This is a genomic window from Corallococcus sp. Z5C101001, assembly GCF_007352635.1.
Classification (GTDB): Bacteria; Myxococcota; Myxococcia; order Myxococcales; family Myxococcaceae; genus Corallococcus; species Corallococcus silvisoli.
Genome location: NZ_VKLU01000016.1, coordinates 198,958 through 220,820 on the forward strand (window position 1 = coordinate 198,958; position 21,863 = coordinate 220,820).

The 21,863-nt window shown below is 69.6% G+C and carries 20 protein-coding genes; 12 read left to right on the plus strand and 8 right to left on the minus strand.

The genetic code is table 11. From position 1 onward, the window contains the following. Nucleotides 1-3: 3 nt before the first annotated feature. The 3 genes from FOF48_RS31505 to FOF48_RS31515 all read right to left on the minus strand — a co-directional run bounded on the left by FOF48_RS31505 (nucleotide 4) and on the right by FOF48_RS31515 (nucleotide 3,969). A complete protein-coding gene (locus FOF48_RS31505) occupies nucleotides 4-1,572 on the minus strand; it encodes an LVIVD repeat-containing protein (RefSeq protein WP_143907758.1) in 1,569 nt (522 codons plus the stop codon). Nucleotides 1,573-1,804: 232 nt separating this feature from the next. Beyond that, complete coding sequence (locus FOF48_RS31510; RefSeq protein ID WP_143907760.1) at nucleotides 1,805-2,983, minus strand: hypothetical protein; 1,179 nt, start codon at nucleotides 2,981-2,983, stop codon at nucleotides 1,805-1,807. 167 nt (nucleotides 2,984-3,150) lie between these two features. Next, nucleotides 3,151-3,969 (minus strand): hypothetical protein, encoded by an 819-nt coding sequence (locus FOF48_RS31515; RefSeq protein WP_143907762.1) that lies wholly within the window; start codon nucleotides 3,967-3,969, stop codon nucleotides 3,151-3,153. A gap of 377 nt (nucleotides 3,970-4,346) precedes the next feature. On the opposite strand from FOF48_RS31515, the gene FOF48_RS31520 reads away from it, so the two are divergent. The 4 genes from FOF48_RS31520 to FOF48_RS31535 all read left to right on the plus strand — a co-directional run bounded on the left by FOF48_RS31520 (nucleotide 4,347) and on the right by FOF48_RS31535 (nucleotide 8,671). Then, complete coding sequence (locus FOF48_RS31520; RefSeq protein WP_143907764.1) at nucleotides 4,347-5,456, plus strand: AAA family ATPase; 1,110 nt, start codon at nucleotides 4,347-4,349, stop codon at nucleotides 5,454-5,456. Next, nucleotides 5,453-6,349: a tRNA pseudouridine(55) synthase gene (locus FOF48_RS31525; RefSeq protein WP_143907766.1), complete on the plus strand. Its 897-nt coding sequence runs from the start codon at nucleotides 5,453-5,455 to the stop codon at nucleotides 6,347-6,349. The genes FOF48_RS31520 and FOF48_RS31525 overlap by 4 nt, the downstream gene beginning before the upstream one ends. Before the next feature lie 11 nt (nucleotides 6,350-6,360). After that, entirely contained in the window at nucleotides 6,361-6,957 is a 597-nt protein-coding gene (locus FOF48_RS31530; protein ID WP_143907768.1) for a GNAT family N-acetyltransferase, read from the plus strand. Nucleotides 6,958-7,165: 208 nt separating this feature from the next. After that, nucleotides 7,166-8,671 carry a hypothetical protein gene (locus FOF48_RS31535; protein WP_143907770.1) on the plus strand — a complete coding sequence of 502 codons (1,506 nt, stop codon included), beginning with the start codon at nucleotides 7,166-7,168 and terminating at the stop codon, nucleotides 8,669-8,671. A gap of 163 nt (nucleotides 8,672-8,834) precedes the next feature. On the opposite strand, the gene tkt is transcribed toward FOF48_RS31535, so the two are convergent. The 3 genes from tkt to FOF48_RS31550 form a co-directional block, all read right to left on the minus strand. After that, on the minus strand, nucleotides 8,835-10,895 hold the full coding sequence (tkt, locus tag FOF48_RS31540) for a transketolase (RefSeq protein WP_143907772.1): 2,061 nt from the start codon (nucleotides 10,893-10,895) through the stop codon (nucleotides 8,835-8,837). Nucleotides 10,896-11,037: 142 nt separating this feature from the next. After that, entirely contained in the window at nucleotides 11,038-12,243 is a 1,206-nt protein-coding gene (locus FOF48_RS31545) for a VWA domain-containing protein (RefSeq protein WP_143907774.1), read from the minus strand. 19 nt (nucleotides 12,244-12,262) lie between these two features. Further along, complete coding sequence (locus FOF48_RS31550; RefSeq protein WP_143907777.1) at nucleotides 12,263-13,111, minus strand: MoxR family ATPase; 849 nt, start codon at nucleotides 13,109-13,111, stop codon at nucleotides 12,263-12,265. Nucleotides 13,112-13,277: 166 nt separating this feature from the next. Between FOF48_RS31550 and FOF48_RS31555 the strand changes: the two genes are divergently transcribed. From FOF48_RS31555 to FOF48_RS31580, 6 genes are all read left to right on the plus strand, one after another. Next, a complete protein-coding gene (locus FOF48_RS31555) occupies nucleotides 13,278-13,883 on the plus strand; it encodes a vegetative protein (RefSeq protein ID WP_370456615.1) in 606 nt (201 codons plus the stop codon). A gap of 131 nt (nucleotides 13,884-14,014) precedes the next feature. Then, nucleotides 14,015-14,530 carry a hypothetical protein gene (locus tag FOF48_RS31560; RefSeq protein ID WP_143907779.1) on the plus strand — a complete coding sequence of 172 codons (516 nt, stop codon included), beginning with the start codon at nucleotides 14,015-14,017 and terminating at the stop codon, nucleotides 14,528-14,530. Nucleotides 14,531-15,009: 479 nt separating this feature from the next. Then, complete coding sequence (locus tag FOF48_RS31565; protein ID WP_143907781.1) at nucleotides 15,010-16,122, plus strand: 3-oxoacyl-ACP synthase III family protein; 1,113 nt, start codon at nucleotides 15,010-15,012, stop codon at nucleotides 16,120-16,122. Nucleotides 16,123-16,167: 45 nt separating this feature from the next. Further along, nucleotides 16,168-16,785 (plus strand): DUF2378 family protein, encoded by a 618-nt coding sequence (locus tag FOF48_RS31570; protein ID WP_255442886.1) that lies wholly within the window; start codon nucleotides 16,168-16,170, stop codon nucleotides 16,783-16,785. Nucleotides 16,786-16,821: 36 nt separating this feature from the next. Beyond that, nucleotides 16,822-17,349, plus strand: a complete 528-nt coding sequence (locus FOF48_RS31575; RefSeq protein WP_143907783.1) for a hypothetical protein — start codon at nucleotides 16,822-16,824, stop codon at nucleotides 17,347-17,349. Between the two features lie 102 nt (nucleotides 17,350-17,451). Continuing rightward, nucleotides 17,452-18,933, plus strand: coding sequence for a hypothetical protein (locus FOF48_RS31580; RefSeq protein WP_143907785.1), 1,482 nt, complete (start codon nucleotides 17,452-17,454; stop codon nucleotides 18,931-18,933). Between the two features lie 3 nt (nucleotides 18,934-18,936). Here the strand turns inward: FOF48_RS31580 and FOF48_RS31585 are convergent, their stop codons facing one another. Next, entirely contained in the window at nucleotides 18,937-19,419 is a 483-nt protein-coding gene (locus tag FOF48_RS31585) for a nuclear transport factor 2 family protein (RefSeq protein WP_143907787.1), read from the minus strand. A 120-nt stretch (nucleotides 19,420-19,539) separates the two neighbouring features. Between FOF48_RS31585 and def the strand changes: the two genes are divergently transcribed. Continuing rightward, nucleotides 19,540-20,091, plus strand: coding sequence for a peptide deformylase (gene def / locus FOF48_RS31590; RefSeq protein ID WP_143907789.1), 552 nt, complete (start codon nucleotides 19,540-19,542; stop codon nucleotides 20,089-20,091). A gap of 39 nt (nucleotides 20,092-20,130) precedes the next feature. After that, nucleotides 20,131-20,829 carry a sterol desaturase family protein gene (locus FOF48_RS31595; RefSeq protein WP_143907790.1) on the plus strand — a complete coding sequence of 233 codons (699 nt, stop codon included), beginning with the start codon at nucleotides 20,131-20,133 and terminating at the stop codon, nucleotides 20,827-20,829. Nucleotides 20,830-21,374: 545 nt separating this feature from the next. Here FOF48_RS31595 and FOF48_RS36640 read toward each other — a convergent pair. Further along, nucleotides 21,375-21,863: hypothetical protein (locus tag FOF48_RS36640; RefSeq protein WP_186002149.1), on the minus strand; the 489-nt coding region annotated here is incomplete at its 5' end.

The window sequence follows — 21,863 nt, forward strand, 5'->3', positions numbered from 1 at the left end:
CCGTCACGGCTCCTGGAGCACGAGCAGCCCGCGCGACAGGTCCACCGCGTACACGTAGCCGTCCCCCGGCACCCGGATGCCGATGGCCCCCTGGTAGAGGCTGTCGGTGCTGCGCGGGTGCGCTTCGACGAAGGAGTCGAAGGCCGCCACTTCCTTGGGGTGCTCGGGGTCCGCCACGTCGAAGACGCGCACGCCCTCGTGGTACCAGGCGACGTAGAGCCGCGTGCCGTTCAGCACCATGTTGTGGATGGACGTCTGCGCGCGCTTCTTCACCTGGGCGATGAGGCGGATGCGCGCCGGGTCGGTGACGTCCAGCACGCGCAGGTGCGCGCCGAAGCGCTCTCCGCCCTCGAAGGCGATGGTGCGCCCGTTGAACGTGCCCACCGCGTTCGCGTGGCTGTACTGGCCGGCGAAGGCATACCGGCCCAGCACGGGCGTCACGTCGGGCCGGGTCACGTCCACCACGGTGTACCCGAAGGTGGAGTGGTTGATGTAGAGCCGGTCCTGATAGGCGAACGCGTCGTGCGGGTAGCTGGTCACGTCCGTGCGCGGCACGGAGACGCGGCCGAGCAGCCGGGGCTCCAGCGGGGCGGCCACGTCGAAGATCAGCGTCTCCCCATTGGGAGCGGGGGACATGGCGTACAGCCGGTCGCCGTCCACGAACACGGTGTGCACGTCGATGGCGCCGCCGGGCAGCGCGCGGATGTACTGGGGCGCCGCAGGCTGGGTGATGTCATAGACGATGACGCCGGAGTCGCCGCTGGCGATGTAGAGCGCGTTGTCCTTTGCCCAGACGCCGTTCCAATAACTGTCATTGGGCAGGCTGAGGGTGGTGACGAGCGTGGGGTGGGCCGGGTCGGTCACGTTGAACACGCTCAGCCCTCCCGGCTCCTTTCCTCGGGGCAGGGACACGACGTAGGCGTGGCCCTGGGTGACGTAGACATCCACGGAGTCTCCCAGGGGGACGGCGGACTCGGAGACGAGGCGCATGGCGGCGGACCCGGAGGACTGGGCGTCCCAGTTCATCCGCCGGGCGTCGAAGGTGCCGGAGTACTCGGGTACGCCGTCGGTGCAGCGCACGAAGCAGCCGGTGATGCGGCCGGGCTCCGGCACGCGGCAGCCCGCGAGCGCGTACCGCTGCACCTTGTTCGTGGTCGTCGTGAGCTGGCCGGTGATGAAGAAGCCCTGGCTGTTCACCTGGTTGCGCACGAGCGGCCGGTTCAGGAAGGTGGGCGAGGTGTCCAGGCGGAACCCGGCGCCGAACATGCTCTCCGAGTTGTAGCGGAGGATGGCCCGGTAGATGCCGGAGGGCTCCACCGCGCCCACCGCGGCCATGTCACAGCGGGACAGGTTGAAGCTTCCCGGGTCCTCGCAGTTCGCGCGGGGCGACGCGAAGTTCGCATCCATGCAGGGCACGTCAGGGGTGACGTCGACGTAGTCGGTGAGCTCGACGGCGGTGCTCTCGTCCGGGGGGCCGTCATCCGGCACCTGGGCGTCGGTGTCATGACAGCCGGACAGGGACAGGGCGCAGGCGAACAGCCCCGTGCCCAGGAGGCGTGCGAAAGACTTCATCGGGAAGGTGACTCCGGCGCAGGGGCTTCGCGGTCCACGGCCGACGCGCGAGGTCCTGCGAGTCTACCTCACGGCTCGGAGAAGATGGGCAGCCCCGGGGGCGTGTCCACGACAGGGACGGTGGTCTCAAGCGGTGAACGCACCACGTGGGTGCTCACCATGGCACCCTGCTCAAGGGGAGAAACACAGTACAGAGGCCCGGGGACGTGTGTCCCCGGGCCTCCGCCAAGGACTATGGGCCCGAGAAGAGCGTCGAGGCGTGAATGAGGTTGAACAACCGCGTGAAGTTCGACGTGTAGTTGACGTCCTCTGGAGCGGACGCTTCGGAGTAGACCACCGTCCCGGTGGAGCCGTCGAACGCCCGTTTGACGATGAGATCCACGAACTTGGGGCTCGTGATACTGCTCATGGAGTAGAGCGCACCCTCGCTGTCCAGAATCCCGCCGGTGCGCCAAGGTGCCTCACGGGGGAAATCACCATACGTGCCCTTGAGCGTCGCGACCCCCTGGTGGTCGATGTGCCACAACTGCTCGGGCCCGCCCTGCAGGTAATCGAAGGTCGCGAACAAGAAGCCCGTTGGATGGGCGCGCGCACTTATCGAAATCGGCGGGCGCGTGGGCAGCCCGGTGACTTGGATGGCGGTGCGGTCCGGGGTGAGTACAAACATGGTTGTATAGGAGTCGCGGTAGGCGAGAATGAAGTCATCGGCGTTCCAGGCGACGGGTGAGTACGCGGAGGTCAAGACGGCTCCCTGGAGGGTGTAGTACTCGCGGGAGCTGTTCATGGTGTCGGCGCAGCGATACGCGATGCCGCCGGTGCCTGCCTGCATGAGGTATTCGACGACGTTGCCCGTGCCGCACTTCGGCGTCGGAATCACGATGTCGTTCCGGGCGGGATCCGAGGGATAGGTACGAATGCCCTTCTCGTTCTTGAATGAGTCGGGAACGAAGATCTTCAATTGGTCCGGAGAGGCATCTCGATCGATGTAGTAGATGCGGCCGTTGGGGGCGAGCTTGAAGCCAACCGTGCCGCACCCGAAGCCCACCTGTACCTGGGTGGGGGTCAGGATGCTCGAGACGGCATCCATGTAACACGCACCCTCCGAGAGGGTTCCCAAGAGAAGAATGTCGTTCCCGGCCGGAGGTCGCGCGTCCAGGCACTGGTTGTTGGCCGCACAGGAGACACCCCACAGCGACCCGCTGCCGCAGTCGGCGGTGGTGTTGCACCGGTTGGGCTGGAGGACACACCGCTTCGTCGTGTCATCACAGGACTCGTGCGCCTGGCAGTCCGCCGCCGTCGTGCAGCGGCCCGCCGCGACCACGCAGGTGTGGTCGTCCGAGCAGGACTCCCAAGCCTTGCAGCCCAGTTGGGTTGCGCACCTGCCCTCGCGCAGCGCGCAGCGGCGGTCCACGCCACAGGCCTCCCACGCCTGACACTCACCGTCCCCGCCACAGCCGACACAGACCCCCTCCTGGCAGCTCAAGCCCGCCAGACAGTCCGACGCGGTGTCGCAGAGCCCCTCGGGGACCTGCGTACACGCGAGGAAGAGCACCGCGCCACACATCACGAATGAACGAATCACCACCGCCCCCGCACGTTGATGTTTCCGCCGCCCTGTCCATCCGAGTCGAATGACACGCCAGACAAGCCCCAGAAGGTGAGCCCCGTGAGGGCGACGATCCCGCCACCAATCATCAGGGTGTTCGCCAGCGTGTTGTATGTCTTCACTTGGCCGAACTTCGAGCGGTCTCCCGGCACCAGGCTTCCTTCGGAGTACCGGCGCGAGAGGTCCTTGTTCATGGCGCGGCTGCGCAGCCCGAAGAATCCGCCCGTGCCGAGCAGCACCGCGCCACCCATCGACGCGTAGATGCCCGTGGTCCGCATCCACTTGGACGAACTCGGCGCGGCCTGTTCATTCAGCCCTTCGTAGAACGTGGGCTCGGGGGCCTCCGCCTTCGATGCGTCCTCTGTCGCGACGGCCGTCTGCGTGGCGGCGACGGGAGCGGGCCGTGGCTCCGCGGTGGGGCGAACCTCGGCCTGGGGGGCGGTGGGCGCATCCGCGGGAGCGGCGCTGTTCGAGACCGCGGGCTGCGTCAGCTCCGCGAGGGCCTTCTCGAGCTGCTCCACCGCGAAGTTGGCGGGTCTCATGTCGAGGAACCCGGGGGTGAAGCGGAAGCGGACGGGAGGTGTGCGCTGCTGCTGGCCGGTGATGAGCGAGAGTGAGACAGAGACGGCCCCGTCATCCATCGCCGCCTCGGCGTAGATGATGGCGCCTCCCCGTCCGAGTCTGGCCAGACACTCCGTGGTGACCTTGGGCGCGCACGCCGCCTTCAAGGGCACGGGGCCGCGCAGGATGAACGTCCCACGCCGCCGGTCACTGGCTCGGACTCCAGACACGATGAGCCCTTCGGCGTCACTGAGGAGCCCAGGCTCAAGCTTTCCCTGAACCGGATAGAGGCCGACGACGACCTGCGCGCGGGCAATTCCAGGCAACGCGAGGATCGCCGCCAGCACGAACAAACGAACCACTCGCGCTTGCAGCATTTGCCCGGGACCCTAGTGTGCGGACAGTGCGCCTGTAAACATTCAGCAAGACGACGCGGCGCGATGCTTGATGGGGCTCATGCTGCGCGTCGTGCGGTGACGGCGCGCAGCACGGGGCTGGGAGTGCCCTGGGTGTTCCGGACCTCCACGCATGCGTCCACCCCACCCATTAAGGCATCCAAGTCCTTGCATCGATGATCGCGGGTGACGTTGTAGGCTGGGGACACACCATGCCCCTGACGCGTCTGGACATCGCTGGGTACCGCTCCGTGCGCCAGCTCCACCTGGAGCTGGGCCCCGTGACCGTGGTGGTGGGGCCCAACGGCAGCGGCAAGACGAACCTGTACCGCGCGCTGTACCTGCTCGCGACGGCGGCGGACGGGCGGCTGGCGCGCACGCTGGCGGACGAGGGCGGCACGCCGAGCGTGATGTGGGCCGGCCCGCGCGACGGCAAGAAGCCGGTGCGGCTGCGCGTGACGGTGGACCTGGACGACCTCACCTACGAGCTGCAATGCGGCGTGGTACCCGGGTCTCCGTCCCAGTTGGAGCCGCCGCCCACGATGTTCCTGTTGGATCCGGAGGTGAAGGAAGAGCACCTCTGGGCGCACTCGGGGGGCCAGCGCGTGGTGCTGATGGAGCGCAAGGACCGCACGGCCTTCCTGCGTGACTCGAGCGGGACGCGCGTGGCGTTCCCCACGGAGCTGTGGTCGTCGGAGTCGGTGATGGATCAGCTCGCGGAGCCGCACCGCTTCCCCCGGCTGGCGGAGGTGCGGCGCACGCTGGGCGCGTGGCGCTTCTACCACCACTTCCGCACGGATCCGGACGCGCTGCCCCGGCACCCGCAGGTGGGCGTGCGCACGCCGGTGCTCGCGTCCGACGGTCGCGACCTCGCGGCGGCGCTCCAGACCATCTGGGAGGTGGGGGACGAGCGCGCCCTGGAGCAGGGCCTCGACGACGCCTTCCCGGGCGCGCGGCTGGAGGTGCGCGAGGACCAGGGCCGCTTCAGCCTGTTCCTGCACATGCCCGGCCTGCTCCGGCCCATGGCGGCGGCGGAGCTGTCGGACGGGATGCTGCGCTACCTGTGCCTGCTGGCGGCGCTGCTCAGTCCCCGGCCGCCCCCGTTCCTCGCGCTGAACGAGCCGGAGACCAGCCTGCACCCGGAGCTGCTGGAGCCGCTGGGCCGGCTCATCGTGAGAGCGTCGGAGTACAGCCAGGTCTGGGTGACGACGCACGCGGAGCCCCTGGCGCGCGTCATCGCGGACGGCGCCGGCATCTCGCCCGTGCACCTGGAGAAGCAGCAGGGCGCGACGACGGTGCGGCGGAACAGGGACGACGAATGACACCCGGCCTCTACCTGACGCACAAGCCCGTGGGCCCCACCAGCTTCTCCGTGGTGCGCGCCTTCCAGGAGGAGGCGCTGGAGACGCGGCCGGGGCGCCGCACGGCGCTGTGCCACGGCGGCACGTTGGACCCCTTCGCGGAAGGGCTGCTGCTCATGCTGGTGGGCCCGGCCACGCACCTGTTCGAGCACCTGCACGCCGCGCCCAAGGTCTACGAGGCCCGCGTGGAGTGGGGCACGGAGATGGACACGGGCGACCTGCTCGGCCGCCCCGTGCACCAGGGGGACGCGTCCGCGCTCACGCCCGAGCGCCTGGATGAAGCGCTGCGCCCGTTCCTCGGGTGGACGGAGCAGGTGCCGCCCGCCACCAGCGCGAAGAAGCTCGGCGGCGAGCCCGCCTACCGCAAGGCCCACCGGGGCGAGCCCGTGGACCTGCCCCCGTCGCGCGTCTATCTGCACGCCGCGCGCTGGCTCGCGCACGACCTGCCCCGCGCCAGCGTCCTGGAGCTCACCTGCCGGGGCGGCTACTACGTGCGGTCGCTGGCCCGGGACCTGGGGCGGGCGCTCGGCTGCGGCGCGCACCTCTCCGCGTTGAAGCGCACGGCCATCGGACCGTGGAGGGACCCGGGCCCCGGCCGCCGCGTGGAGCTGCACGGCCGCGACCTGCTCCCCTGGGCCTCCACCCGCGCGCTCACCGACCAGGACGTGGGGGCCCTGCGTCAGGGCCAGTCCATCGCTGGCGTGCCCCTCCAGCCCCCGGACTGGCGCCCACCGCCGGGCTTCCCGGAGCCACAGGCGCCGGTGCGAGGCTTCCACCAGGGACGGTTGACCTTCCTGCTCACCGCGCGCGACGGCGCCCTGTGGCCCGAGACGGAGCTGCGCGGCGGCGTCTAGAACGGGCGTCCATGGCCGCTCCCGACCTGAAGACCGTCGAACTCACCCCGGCGCACTGGCCGGACCTCGAGAAGCTCTTCGGCCCCAACGGCGCCTGTGGCGGCTGCTGGTGCATGTACTGGCGCATCCCGGAGGGCGAACGCTACGACGACGTGCGCGGCCCGGAGGCGAAGCGCCGCTTCAAGGCCCTCGTCGCCAGCGGCGAGGCGAAGGGCGTCCTCGCCTACGCGGACGGAGCGCCGGTGGGCTGGGCCACCTTCGGCCCGCGCCGCTCCTTCTCGCGCCTGGACCGGGCCCCCAGCTTCCAGTGCGATGACGCGGACGCCGTCGCCTCCGTGCCCTGCTTCTTCATCCACCGGAACTGGCGCGGCCAGGGCGTGGCCACCGCGCTGCTCGCCGCCGTGGAGACCGCGCTGCGCCGCGAAGGCGCGCGCACCCTGGAGGCCTACCCGGTGAAGCCGCCCCGGGGCGCCACGCGCATCTCCAACGGCATGGCCTACACGGGCACGCTCTCCTTCTTCCTCAAGCGCGGCTACGTCCACGTCGGGGACCGGCCCGCGGGCAAGCAGCGCGTGCGCAAGCCGCTGAAGCCCCCGCGCGGGAAGTGATGTCCGCCGTCACCACCCCGGGGGTGGGGGGGATGATGACTGTCATCACCGGTGGTGACGGTTGTCACCACCCCGGATTTCAAGCTGTCGCCGCGTAACCTCATGGAATCACGGAGGGTCGCCAGGGGGGCAGGGCTGGCACGACGCGCGCAATAGGTCCCGGCATGACCGCTTCCGCGACGGAAGCCGCTCCTCCCGGAGATCCAAAATGGCCATCACCCAGACCGCTTCCACCGCCCTCTCCTCCGCCCTCAACTCCAAGCCGGCCCTCGGCGCGAAGGAGCTCCAGAGCCTGATGGGCCCCGCGTCCGCCAGCCGCAAGGAGGCGGAGATGGCGGCCACGCTGAACAACATGAAGGCGCAGCTGGAGGGGCTGAAGGCGCAGATCAAGGACCTGAAGGCGCACCCGCATGATCAGTTCACCGCCAGCGGCGGCGGCTGCGTGAAGCCGGCCTCCGACAACTGGCAGCCCAAGGACCTGGGCGCCCTGGTGGAGATGAACAAGCTGGGCCAGACGTCCGGCCCCATCAGCGCGGAGCAGTTCGCGGACAGCATCGAGGCCGCCGTCGGGGACCTGGACGGCCAGGCCGCCTCCAGCGAGTACCGCACCGTCGCGGACTGGGCCGCCAACAACCGCGAGCGCCTCACCCCGGAGGCCCGCCAGGTGATGGACATCTACTCCAAGTACGCGGCGCTCTCCCAGGCGCGCGGCGACTCCGGCATCCCGCAGGGGGACTTCAAGAAGATGCTCGCGGAGATGCGCGACGTGGGGGACGCCAGCGCGAAGAAGGCGCTCGCCAACCTGGACAGCAAGACCCACGGCGGCACGGTGTCCGGCCAGGACATGGCCCGCGCCATCCAGACCGGCACCGCGGACCACGACGGCCAGGCCGCCGGCGCGGAGCTGAAGGAGTTCGAGAAGTGGGCCGCGAAGAACCAGAGCCGCCTGTCTCCGGAGGCCAAGGAGGTCCTGGACGTCTACCGCAAGCACACCAAGGCGGCGCAGGCGCAGGGCCGCAGCGGCCTCACGGACCAGGAGACCGCCGCGCTGAACAAGGAGATGCGCCGCGTGGGCTCCGGGGACGTGAGCGCCCGCAAGGCCACGGAGGCGCTCGACAAGCAGCACGGCCCCATCTCCGGTGAGGACCTCACCCAGGCCATCCGCGAAGGCATCTCCGACACGGATGCCCACTCCACCACCTCCGAACTGAAGGAGTTCGAGAAGTGGGCCGCGAAGAACGAGAGCCGCCTGACGCCGGAGGCGAAGGAGGTCCTGAAGACCTATCAGGCCGCCGCGAAGAAGGCCGGCCCGGACGGCCTGACGCAGAAGGAGGCGGACGCCATGTTCAAGGCGATGGGCCGCTTCCAGACCTTCCACGACAGCTCCATGCGCGACGCGCTGGAGGGACTGGACGCCAAGAGCGGGAAGATCTCCGGCAGCGACCTGACGGCCGCCATCGAGAAGGGCGCCGGCGACCTGGACGGACAGGCGGCGGGCACGGAGTTCACCGACACGATGAAGTGGGCGCGCATGAACTACGACCGCCTCACGCCGGAGGCCAAGAAGGTGGTGGACACCTACGAGAAGTACGCCACCCGCGCGCAGGCCAGCGGCTCCACCGGCATCGACCCGAAAGACTTCAAGAAGATGATCAACGAGATGAAGTTCGTCAGCAACCCGCGCCCGCCGCGCCCGCTGTTCATCGCGGCCTGAGCGGCACCGCCGGTCTCGTTGGGGAGTGGGGGGATTTGAAGCGAGGGGGAGACAGCCACACGCATCCCGGGTCGTTCCCGCCGGTCGCCCGGCGGTGAACCCAGAGGTGCCCCGGACCTTCGGGGGAGGGTTCGGGGCACCTCTCATTTTCAAGGCAGGCGCGTCAGTACTTCTTCGCCTTGGCGATGGTGGCCTGCGCCTCCTTCACCACGTTCTCCACGGTGAAGCCGAACTTCTGCTGGAGCGCCTTGATGGGCGCCGAAGCGCCGAAGCTGCGCATGCCGATGACGCTGCCCGCGAGCCCCACCCAGCGCTCCCAGCCGAACGCCGCGCCCTTCTCCACCGCGACGCGCGCCTTCACGGACGGGGGCAGCACGCGGTCCTGGTACTCCTGGGGCTGCTGCTCGAACAGCTCCCACGACGGCATGCTCACCACGCGCGCCTTCACGCCCTCGGCCTTCAGCTTCTCCGCGGCCTCCACCACCAGCGCGACCTCCGTGCCCGTGCCGATGAGGATGACGTCCGGCGTCCCGCCCTCGGCCTCCAGCAGGGTGTACGCGCCCTGGGCCACGCCGGACGCGGGGGCGAACTTGGTGCGGTCCAGCGTGGGCACCGGCTGCCGCGACAGCACGAGCACCACCGGGTGGTGCTGCTGCTGCGCGATGTAGCGCCACGCCTCCGTCACCTCGTTGGCGTCACCGGGGCGCATCACCACGTTGCCCGGCACCGCGCGCAGCGACGCCAGCTGCTCCACCGGCTGGTGCGTGGGGCCGTCCTCGCCCAGGCCGATGGAGTCGTGCGTGAAGATGTGGATGGCCGGCAGCTCCATCAGCGACGACAGGCGCATGGCGGGGCGCTCGTAGTCACTGAAGATGAGGAACGTGGCGCCGTACGCGCGCACGTGGCTCAGGTTGAGGCCGTTGACGATGGAGCCCATCGCGTGCTCGCGCACGCCGAAGTGGATGTTGCGGCCCGCGTACTCGCCCGGCTTCATGGACGTGGAGGCGGACAGGTACGTCTTCGTGGACGGGTTCAGGTCCGCGGAGCCACCCACCAGCCACGGGTAGTTCTTCGCCAGCGCGTTGAGCACCTTGCCGCCCGACTCACGGGTGGCCATGCCCTTCGCGTCCGCGGGGAACACCGGCAGCTCCTTGTCCCAGCCCTCCGGCAGCTCGCGCTTGAGCATGCGCTCCAGCTCGTGCGCCAGCGCGGGGTGCTTCTCGCGGTAGGCCGCGAAGGACGCGTCCCACGCCTCGCGCAGGCCCTTGCCGCGGGCGCCCATGCGCTCCTGGAAGCGCTCGCGTACGCCGTCGGGGACCAGGAACTGCGAGTCCTCGGGCCAGCCGTAGTTCTTCTTCGTGCCCTTGATTTCGTCCGCGCCCAGCGGCTCGCCATGGGCGCTGGCGGAGCCCTGCTTCTTGGGCGAGCCGAAGCCGATGAACGAGTTGACGATGATGAGGGTGGGCTTGCCGCGCTGCTCCTTGAAGGAGCGGTAGGCCTTGGACAGGGCCTCCAGGTCGTTGGCGTCGGTGACGTGGAGCACGCGCCAGCCGTAGCCCTCGAAGCGGCGGCCCACGTCCTCGGTGAAGGCCAGGTCGGTGCTGCCGTCGATGGAGATGTGGTTGCTGTCGTAGATCCAGCACAGGTTGGGCAGCTGGAGGTGGCCGGCGAGCGACGCGGCCTCGGACGCCACGCCCTCCATCATGTCGCCGTCGCCGCAGAGGGCGTAGACGTCATGGGTGAACAGCTCGAAGCCCGGCTGGTTGAAGTGGCCCGCCTGCCACTTGCTGGCGATGGCCATGCCCACGCTGTTGGCGACGCCCTGGCCCAGGGGACCGGTGGTGGTCTCCACGCCGGTGGTCCAGCGGTACTCCGGGTGGCCCGGCGTGGCCGAGTCCAGCTGACGGAACTTCTGGATGTCCTCCAGCGACACGGCGGGGACGTCCGTGACCCGCTCGTCCTTGCCCACGCGCTTCACGCCCGCCAGGTGCAGCAGGCTGTAGAGCAGCATGGACGCGTGGCCGTTGGAGAGGATGAAGCGGTCGCGGTCCGGCCACAGGGGCTGGGCCGGGTCGTACCGCAGCTCCTGCTGCCAAAGCTGGTAGGCCACGGGAGCCAGCGCCATGGGCGCGCCCGGGTGGCCCGAGTGGGCCTTCTCCACCGCGTCGATGGACAGCGTGCGGATGGTGTTGATTGCCTGGGTATCGATCTTCTCGGTCGTCATGCGGCCTCCCTCGCCGGACTGCGTCGCGGGCGCACCATGCCGTAACTGGAAGCGCCGTGCCGCACGAAACACGCCCCCCGGGACCGGCCCGGCGGCGGTGTATGCCCGGCGGTCAGGCAGGGGACACTGGCGCTCCCGGGAATTACCGCCGAGCCATCGCCCCGCGGGGTGTCCTGCCCCGGGTGAGGTGGTTCACCGCCTCACCCAGCCCCTCCACGGTGAGGGTGAACATGGGGAACACCGTCGCCAGGGTCGCGATGGTGCCCGTCCGCCACGACCCGCGCGGCTCCGGGTTGAGCCACACATTGCGCTCGAAGTGCTGCGCCAGCTGCATCATCCACGTGAGCCCGTCCAGCCCCTCCTGCCGGTACTGGCCGTTGGCATCCGTGCGGATGCCCAGCTCGTACGGGGCCATGGACGCATCGCCCACCATCACCAGCTTGTGGTGCCGCCCCACCTGCGCGGTGAGCTCCGGCACGGTGATGCCACCGGTGAGCTGGGGCGTGGCGTAGAGCTTCCCGTAGACGCAGTTGTGGAAGTAGTAGGTGCGCAGCTCCTTGAAGTGCGTGGCCTGGCTGGCGACGCTGAACAGCCGGCTCACCAGGTGCGCGTACGGGTCCATGGAGCCGCCCACGTCCATGCACAGCACCACGCGCGTGTTGGGCCGGCGCGGCGGACGCGTCACCACCTCCAGCTCGCCCGCGTTCTTCGCGGTGGCGGAGATGCTCTCGTCCACGTCCAGCTCCTCCGCGGCGCCCTCGCGCGCGAAGGCCCGCAGCTTGCGCAGCGCCACCGCCAGCTGCCGCGTGTCCAGCACCACGTCGTCGCGGTAGCCCGCGTACTTGCGCGCGCCGGCCTGCCACAGCGCCTGACCCTGTCGTCCGCCCGTGCCGCCAATGCGCACGCCCTGCCGCGCCATGCCGCTGTTGCCAAAGGCAGACGCGCCGCCCGTGCCCACCCAGCGCGTGCCGCCGTCGTGGCGCTCGGTCTGCTCCTTCAGCCGCTGCTCCAGTTGCTTTCGCAACTCCTCGGGGTCCCACTGCTCCAGGAGCGCCAGCTCCTCCGGGCTCAGGTCCGTGCGCTCCTTCGCCTCCTCCAGCCAGGACAACAGCTCCTCGGTGAGCTTGAGCGCGTTGGATGCGACGCCCTGGAAGTGCGCGAGGAACGCCTGGTCGAACGCATCCAGCTGCGTCTCCGAGTGCACCAGGAGCGCGCGCGCCACGTGGTAGAAGCCATCCAGGCTGCTGTCATGCAGTCCGGCCTTCAGCGCGCCGGCCAGGGCGAGCGCCTCCTGCGCGCCCACCTTCACCCCGCGCTTTCGCAGCTCATAGAAGAACGGCAGGAACATGGGCCCGGGTCCTTTGCCGTTACGCGCGGGTCCGCCGGCCGCGTCCGAACGCCTCGGCCACCGCCACCAGGTCCTGCTCCTTCTTGAGCAGCGCGCCCAGGAACGGCAGCTGCTCCTCCAGCTTCAACTCCATCACGCCGTTGGCCTTGAGCACGGAGATCCAGTCGATGAGCTCGCTGGTGGAGGGCCGCTTGCGCAGGCGGGTCATCGCGCGCAGCTCGTAGAAGACCTTGAGCGCCTGCTCCGCCAGCGCCGCGTCCAGCCCCGGGTGGTGGACCTCCACGATGCGCTGCATGAGCTCGCGCTCCGGGAAGTCGATGAAGTGGAACACGCACCGGCGCAGGAACGCGTCCGGCAGCTCCTTCTCGTTGTTGCTGGTGATGAGGACCACGGGGCGGTGCTGGGCCACGACCTCGTCGTTCGTCTCGGAGATGCGGAAGCGCATCCGGTCCAGCTCGTGGAGCAGGTCGTTGGGGAACTCCAGGTCCGCCTTGTCCACCTCGTCGATGAGCAACACCACGCGCTCGGGGGCGGCGAAGGCCTCGCCCAGCGGCCCCATGCGGATGTATCGCCGGATGTCGCGCACGTCCCCGTCGCCGAAGCGCGAGTCATACAAACGCTGCACGGTGTCGTAGACATACAACCCATCCTGGGCCCGCGTGGTGCTCTTCACGTGCCAGGTGAGCAGCTTCAATCCCAGCCCCTGGGCAATGGCCTCCGCCAGCAGCGTCTTGCCGGTGCCGGGCTCGCCCTTGACCAGCAGGGGGCGCTGGAGCGTGAGGGCACAGTTGACGGCGGCCTGCAGGCCCTCGCTCGTGAGGTAGGAGTCGGTGCCGCGGAAGCGGACGGGAGTGGGAACCGGAGTCATGATGGGTTCCTTTAACATTCCGGGCGGCAATGTTTCTCCCGCCCCGGGCGGTTGGGTGTATATCCTGCCCCACATGGCCCCACTTTCCCTTGAGACCGAACTTCGCGACATGGTCCGGCGCGAGTTGCAACTGCAACTGGCTCCCGTTCAGAAGGCCGTGGCCCGTATGGCCAAGGGTCTGGATGCGCTGGATGCCCTTCGCGACGTGACCTACCGCCTGGCGCCGCTGTCCAGCCGCCTGGGCTCCGTCGCTGGCGTGCGCACGCCCACGCTGGCGCCCGAGCCCGTCGCGCGCCGCCGTCCGGGCCGCCCGCCGTCCGCGAAGGCCGCGCCCGCCGCGAAGGCCGCGCCGGTGAAGGGCTCCGCGAAGGCCGCGCCCGCGAAGGGTGCCGCCGCGAAGGCCGCGCCGGTGAAGGGCTCCGCGAAGGCCGCGCCCGCGAAGGGTGCGGGACGTCCGGCCGCGCGTGCGGCCGCCGCGGAAGGCAGCCAGGCCTGCGCCGTCATCGGCTGCAAGCGCCAGAGCCGCTCCAAGGGCTACTGCTCGGCGCACTACCAGAAGCTGCGCCTGCTCATCCGCACGGGCCGCCGTCCGGACGCGTGGGTGGATGGCGCCCGGCCGCAGTCGGTCCAGGACGTGACGCTCCCGCGCGGCCGCGCGGGAAGCCAGGCGCTGAAGGAAGTGGCGAAGCCCGCCGCTCCCGCCGCGCCGCCCAAGGCCAAGGCCTGGGTGCGCAAGAAGGGCTCCAGTGGCGGTCTGGTGTCCCTGACCTGACGAACGAAGTCGTCCATGGGGCTGCCAGCGTGGTGGGTCGCGAGCGGCGGCCCACCGTGCGGACCCCGGGACGGACACGCGGTGCTTCCTTCGGTTGACAGCAGGCCCGCGCCGGTGTGAATCCGGGCCGCATGAGCGAGCAATATCCAGTCACCGTCGCGGTCCGCCGTCCCGATGGTCAGGTGGAGCAGGTCCGGGTAGGCACGGCGTACAGGAACGGCGAAGGCTTCACGCTGCAACTGGGCGAACTGTCCATGAGCGCCACGCCGGTGGCGGCCCCTGCGGCCCGCCGGCCCGCGTCCTCGGGCGCGCCGTCCGGTGGCGGCGGCGGCGACGGCATGCTTCTCCCCAACTACGGCCGCAGCAAGGGCGCGCCCGTCTACGGCGCCAGCCTCCAGGACCTGGAGTTCTACGCGAACGGCGCGCGCCGCTCGCTGGCGGACCCCAGCAAGTCGCGCTGGCACGACAAGGAGCGTCAGCTCCTGGCCTCCATCGAGGCGGAGATCGCCCGCCAGCGCGGCGAGGGTGGCGGCGGGGGGGGCGAGCCCCGCGGCGGTGGCGGAGGCCGGGGCGGCTACGGCTACGGCAATCCGCCGGACGACGGCGACATCCCGCCGCCCAACGACGACGACAACATCCCCTTCTGAACAGCCGGGTCATCCGTTCGGGTGACTCACGGGCTGAAATCCAATTCCGCGCGCCCCGCGTAGTGAGGGCGGGGCCCAATGCGACCTGCTGAAACGGGGGGGAGGCGCGGCGGGCCCGTCGTCGAAGTCCGCCGCTCGCCGCTCCGGAGCGGCGGACCCTTGTCGCTCAGCAATCCGTTGACATTCTTCAGCCAATAGTAGACACCGCGCGTGCTTTCGGCGGTCACTCGAAGTGAAGCCCCACCTCGCGTGTGATTCATTCCACGTGGTTTGCTTCACTCTTGAAGCGTTGCGCATCCCACGGATTTATCAGGCTCAGGGGGCTCTTCTGTCCTGGCCTGTACTTCACGATTGACGTGGCCAGCCAGAGAAACTCCGTATTTCCAAGGGCTTAGGAATTGGCCTGGAACGTGCTCTATCCATCCTTGCCAGGGAATCCATCCCGTCCGGCAAGGCTGTGAAATCACGAGGCCACGGAAATGACCGAACGGGTTTGTGTGGTGGGCGCGGGTTCCTTCGTCCCAGCGCGGACCATCAGCAACGAGCGGATCGCACGGGCCATCCCCGGTTGGTCCGCGGAGCGCATCGAGGAGAAGATTGGCATCCGGGAGCGCCGCTTCCTCTGGGACTTCGACGACGAGACGGGCCGGGCCATCCCCCCGCCGGACGACGTGCTGGGCCGCTTCTACCCGGCGACGAACACGGACATGTGTGAGCTGTCGCTGCGCCAGGCGCTGTCGCGCGGCGGGGTGGAGGCGAAGGAGCTGGACGCGCTGTTCGTGGTGACGTGCACCCCGGACGCGCCGCACTTCAACCACGACGCCATGGCGCTGCATGAGCGGCTGGGCTTGCGTGAGGACGCGTTCGCGCTGGTGGTGGACGACGGCTGCGGCGGCACGCCCTACGTGCTGGACCTGGTGCGCAAGATGATGGAGGGCGGCCGCTTCCGCACGGTGGCGGTGGTGGCCTCGGCGTTCACCTCGCCGCTGCTCAACCGGGAGGTCTACACGGACGAGCTCCCGCCCACGCCGGGTCGCCCCAAGGCGCTCAATGCCTACCTGTCCATGTATGTCTTCGGGGACGGCGCGGGCGCGGTGGTGCTGCGCAGGCAGGAGGGCGACGAAGCCGGCCCGGGCATCCTCTCCTCCTTCTCTGGCAACGCGTACGCGGAGCTGGTGACGCGCCGGGGGGGCGGCATGTTGAAGCTGCCCTACCAGCCAGGTCGCACGCGCCCATCCGACATGGCCTTCGTGGTGGATGGCTTCAAGGTGGCGCGCAGCTACCCGGAGTACATGCAGAAGTGCCTGGACACGGTGCTCACGACGCCCGAGCTGCGCGCGCAGGTGAAGCGCTACTACTTCCACCAGCCCAACAAGCGGGTGATGGATTCATTCGTGACCCGCGCGGGTCTTCCGAAGGAGGCCGTGGCCTGCAACGTGGATCGCATTGGCAATACGTCCGCGGCGGGGATGCTGATTCTGCTGGCGGACGATTTGGAGCACGGGCGCGTGGCGCTCGGCAGTGGGGACCTGGTGGTGGTGGCGGCGGTGGGCGCCAACGTTCATTATGGCGCCCAGCTCGTGCGGCTGTAGCGCGCACGGGTGTTCATCTCCTCCCCCCCGGAGATTTTCCCCTCTATGAGTGAGCAGCGCAAGGAAGTGGTCGGCTTGGATCCGGCCGTGGCCCAGGACCTGGACAAACGCCTGGCCTTGGCGACTCCGGATGACACGGCCCGAGGCATGTTCTTCAACGGCGCGCTGAACGCGGTGCGCATCCTGGGCGGTGACGCGGCCGTGGAGAAGTGTCTGGCGGCGTCCTCGGAGAAGAAGTTCGTCGACTTCTTCAACTACCCGGTGTCGGGCTTCCTGAAGCTGTCGTTCGCGGGAGCGCAGCTGATGGGGCCGCAGCTGGGCGGCTTCGACGCGATGTTGCGCAAGATGGGCACGCAGGCCACCACGGACTTCCTGTCGTCGGCCGCGGGCAAGACGCTGCTGCTGCTCGCGGGCGACAGCCCGAAGCGGCTGGTGTCGAACCTGCCCACGGGCTACCGCGCGGCGGTGAGCTATGGCGAGCGCAGCGTGGAGTGGCAGGGCGACCGCGCGGGCCGGCTGCTGATGAAGCGCGACTTCATGCCGCCCGCGTACCACGAGGGCGTGCTCCAGGCGGTCATCGAGGCGCTGGGCGCCCGGGGCGTGCAGGTGAAGGGCCGTCAGACCGGAACGGTGGACACGGAGTACGCGCTGTCCTGGCAGTGACCCGAGCACGCCCCTCACCTGGGAATGGAGCCGAACATGTCGCGGGAACAGGCAGGGGCCCCGGTGCGACTGCAGTCCGGAGATGAGTGGGTGTATGCGTTCCGCTCGCAGGAGGACGCCGCGACGCCGCCGGATGAGGCGGTGTGCGCGGCGGCTCCCTTCGAGCCCACCGTGAAGCTGGGCGCGGGCCTCTACGTGCCCGTCCATCGCGTGGTGGACGGCAGGGCCGTGACGGACGGCGGCTACGAAAGGGTGGGCACGGCGACGGCCTGTTTCCGGCTGACGGACCGGGCCTTCACCCCGGGCACGCAGGTGCCCTTCCACGCGCGCTTCCTCCTGCCGGTGGGTGGCTTCACCGCGTCGGGGGTGTGCACGCTGGTGAGCAACGACCAGCCCCAGGCGGGCGTGGTGCTCGCCGGCGGCGCGCTCAAGCTGGTGGAGGTACCGCCGGGCTTCGTGGGCGGCGTGCTGTCCAACCTGAGTGTGTTCAACCCGCTCAGGCTGCCCGGCTTCGCCACCGGCTCGTACTACACGCTGTACACCTTCCGGACCCCCAACCCCTGAGCGGCGAGCCGGCCCCTCCCGGCACCCCGGGGTGCGCGGGAATGTCGGGGTTGCCTGGGAGAATGCGTCCCTGGGCATCCGATGGCATCGCGAGGGGGACGCATGGAAGGCAGGTGGAATCCACTCTACGAGTCGCTCGGCTACCGTCCGCCAGCGGGCGCGAAGGCCGCGCCGCCCGCGAATGAAGCCGAGGCTCCGGCGAAGCGGCGGGCGGACTCCGTTCCCCTGGTGGACACGGACCTGCCCATCCTGGGGCCGGAGGAGCTGGAGGCGCTCAAGGCGGCCTTCCTGCGGGAGCCGGAGGACGTGCTGCGCTGGACGGAGAGCGGCCTGGGCGCGAGGGTCACGGTGGGCGCGTTCGTGGAGGTGCTACACGAGCTCGAGCTGCTCTTCACGGACCCGGGCCAACTGGAGGAGCGCCTGGACGCGGCCGGGCGGCACGGCCGGCAGGGCGCGGGAGGGCTGCCCGCGGACTTCACCTTCCCGCTGAGGACGGAGGAGATCCCCATCGACCCCACGCGCACGCGCTTCGAGCCGGGGGCGGACCTGCGCGGGTGGCTGTTGTTCGGCGGCCCGGTGTGGCTGGAGCAGGGCGCGGCGGCGCGGCAGGCCCCGTTCCGCTGGCACTTCGGGGCGAAGAGCCGCTTCGTGTACCCGCTGCGGGAGCCGGAGCGGGGGCACCCGGTGGAGGTGGCGCTCTTCGCGGACTTCGGCACGGGCGAGTACGCCTCGCGATACCTCGCCCGGCAGCTGGTGATGCGGGGCGAGCGCCTGGACTGCGCGGTGCACCTGGGCGGCGTCTTCTACGCGGGCCGCCAGGGAGAGTTCGACGCGCACGTGGCACGCCCCCTGGAGCCGCTGCTCGCGACGACGACGTTGCTGACCCTGAACGCGGCGCCGGAGATGCGCTCGGGAGCGGGGGCCTACTTCCGCTACCTGGATGAGCGGCGGGGCGCCGGCCCCCGTCACCCTCAAGAGGGAAGCTACTTCTGCCTGGCCGCGGAGCGCTTCCAGCTCATCGGCCTGGACACCGCCTGGTTCGAGGAGGGCCGCCACCGCGAGCCCGCGCTCCTGCAGTGGTTGGAGCAGCGCTTGTCGGAGGGCCGCAGGCGAGGCGCGATGAACATCCTGCTGAGCCACGCGGCGCCCTACGGGCCAGAGGACCCGGTCCGGCTGGCTCCGCTCGTGTCGGAGGACCTGAAGGCCCTGGTGGTGGGGCGCGAATGGGTGGACCTCTGGTGCTGGGGCGGCGCCCGAGGGGGCGCGCTGTATGACCGGGCCCCGGGCCTGCCCTTCCTTGGCGCGAGCCTGGGCCACGGAGGCTTCCCCTACGCCCGGCAGGACGCGCCGGAGCACCCGGTGGCGCCGGTGCGCTTCTTCGAATCCCGGCCGCGCTTCCCGGAGTGGACGGGCGTGCGCCAGGACCGAGGCAATCACGGTCACGCCACGCTGTGGCTGCACGCGGATGGCACGGCGTCGCTGCGCTACACGGACTGGATGGGCGAGGTGCGCTGCGAGGCCACCCTGGCACGTCAGGGTGCCCGTGGCCCCGTGATGTTGAGGCAGCTCGACCTGGGCGGGTGAGCGTCAGGGGCCCTGGATGCCGCGCTCGCGCATGTACTTGCGCAGGCCCGCGGCGCCCTGGGCGCGCACCTTGTTGTGCAGCAGCGGCGTCCACCCGAGCACCAGTCCCACGGGCCCCAGCGCCTGCCGCGACCACGTCCAGAAGGGGAACCGGTCGTGGTGGCGGATGATCTTGCCGTCGGCGAACTCGAAGGACGCGTCGATGCGGTTGAGCACCTTCCGGCCCGTCTGGCTGAAGGTGTAGCGCGCATCCCAGTGCGCGCGGCCGGCGCGGTCGTCGGCCTGGACGTCGCTGAAGGTGAGCTCCAGGTCGCGGCCGCGCTCCAGCAGCATGCGCCACATGGAGGTGGCGCCCGCGTAGCGCAGTCCCTGGAACACCTCGTCGTTGAACTCCACGTCCGGGTGGTAGCAGGCGGCCATGCCGTCCGCGTCGCGCCGCTGGAAGGCCGAATAGAAGTCGGTGATGAGCTGGGAGTGCGGGTGCATCCCGCCCGTCTAGCAGAACCGCCGGGCGCCGCGCTCGAGGCCCGGAGGCCGTCCGCCGCCGGACCGGGACTGGCCGGAAGTGCTCAGCAACGGGGGGGACGCGTGGCAAAGTACGGGCGCATGGCTCGCGACATCGTCATCTGGCCCCACAAGGTTCTCACCACGACCACCCAGCCCGTGATCGACTTTGGCCCGGCGCTCGAAACGCTCCTCCAGGAGATGGCGGCGTCCATGGCGGAGGCCAAGGGCATCGGCATCGCCGCCAACCAGGTCGGCGTGCCCCTGCGGGTGGCCATCGTCGGCAGGGAGGACGGCACCCAGTTCGAAATCGTGAACCCCCAGCTGCTATCCAAGGAGGGGAGCGTGAAGCTGGAGGAGGGCTGCCTGTCCGTGCCGGACGTGTGGGAGAAGTGCCCCCGCGTCGAGCGCGTGAAGGTCCGCTACCAGGACAGGACGGCCCAGTGGCACGAACTGGAGGCGGAAGGGCGGCTCGCGCACGTCCTCCAGCACGAAATCGACCACCTGGATGGCCACGTCTTCGTGGACCACCTCTCCAGCCTGAAGCGGACGCTCATCCTGGACCGCATGCGCAAGCTGCAGAAGTCGCTCGCGCGCCGGAAGGACGAGGCGCCGGAATCAGGCCCGGAGGGGAAGGGCTCGAAGCGCTCCTAGCTGGACGGCGGTGGAGAGGGGCGCGCTACGCTCGAGCGCATGGCGCCGCCCCCCGTCCCACGCCTGGTCCAGGCCTTCCGAGCGCAGTACCGGGCCCGGGCCATCGGACCGGGCTACAGGGGGTGGGCCCACTTCGCCTTCACCAGCCTCGTCTGTCTCGGGGGAGTCTCCCTGGCCCTGAGCCGGGTGGAGGCCCCCCACCTCTGGGAGCTGCTGGGGGTCCCCGTGGCGGTCGTGTTCGCGAACACGGTCGAATTCCTGGGCCACCGGGGCCCGATGCACCACCGGAGACGGGGGTTGGGCCTCCTCTTCGAGCGCCACACCGCCCAGCACCACCGCTTCTTCACCCACGAAGCGATGGCCTACGAGTCCAGCCGGGACTTCAAGATGGTGCTCTTCCCGCCCGTGCTGCTCCTCTTCTTCCTGGGCGCTGTCGCCGCGCCGCTGGGAGCGCTCTGCTTCCTGCTGATCTCCGCCAACGCGGGCTGGCTCTTCGGGGCCACGGCGCTGGGGTACTACCTCGCGTACGAGTGGGTGCACTTCGCCACGCACCTGCCAGGCGACCATTGGAGCGCAAAGCTGCCTGGCATCCCGTTTCTCCGGAGGCACCACCAGGTCCATCACGACCCGAGCCGGATGGGCCGCCACAACTTCAACATCACGTTTCCCCTCGGAGACGGGCTCTTTGGGACGCGCTGGCGAGGAGCCCCCCTAACGAAGCGCCGCCCCACCGAGTGAGGGGCAGGCGGCACGCCGAGGGAGATAAGGCGGAAAGAAGAAGGCGGGAGACAGGGGTTCACACCTGGGGACGGCGTGCGCATATCCCCGGCGGTGCCGAAGGAATGATCAGGCCCGGATCATTCAAGGTTTGACGGCACGGAACCGAAGCGTTAGACAGTGGACCCCCCCGCGCAACGGACCGGCGCCTCACGGCTTCGGAACGAGCGCACGGGGATGAAGCAAAAAGGGTCGAAGCAGGTGGTGACCCTGAACGCGGCGAAGTGAAGGCCGTGTCCCGCCCAAGATGGATCCGAAGGCAGCAGGTCGGACAGCTGTGCGGGAAGCAGCATGAATCGACATCGATCACAGCGGGCGTTGATGGTGTAGGTGTGGGTTGCCGCCTCATGGGAGGCGGAGCAGGTGGCGGTGTTGGACGGGAATGGGAAGCAACGGCAGGGCGGTTGACAGTAGACGCGGCGGTGGTAGAAGCCGCGCCCCTCGACGGAAGCGGGCAGCAAACGCGGACGCCGATCATCAGCACGAGCCAAGCCGAAAGGGTTGACTCAGAAGGCGGCGGTGGTAGAAGCCGCGCCCCTCGCTTCGAAGCCCGCGCACTGGCGCGGAAGGTACTTCGAGGAGAGGTGTATCTCCGACAAGAAAATAGGGCAGTCAACAAGCAAGTTGACGGCGGAAGCGGCGAAGAGGTAGAAGCCGCGCCCCACCGAAGAAGTCCGGAAGGCAGCACTCGGACGAAATGCGGTGAGGAAAGCTGACAACAAGCGGTTGACCGGGATGCTGGCGAAGAAGTAGAAGCCGCTCCCCTTCGAGAAACCGGCGGAAGTCACTGGACGGCGCCGGGGAAACGAAGAAGCCCGCAGGACGCAAAAGCGAAGTTGACGGCGGATGCGGACTGAAATAGAAGCTGCAGCCCCGCCGGTCGGAAAGAAACTGGCAAGCGGGACGAAGCAACGGTAACAAAAGTCGCGAGGCAGGACAAGCGGCTCGGTCTTTGAAAACCAAATAGCAAGCCCAAGAAGTAATGGATTGCGGAA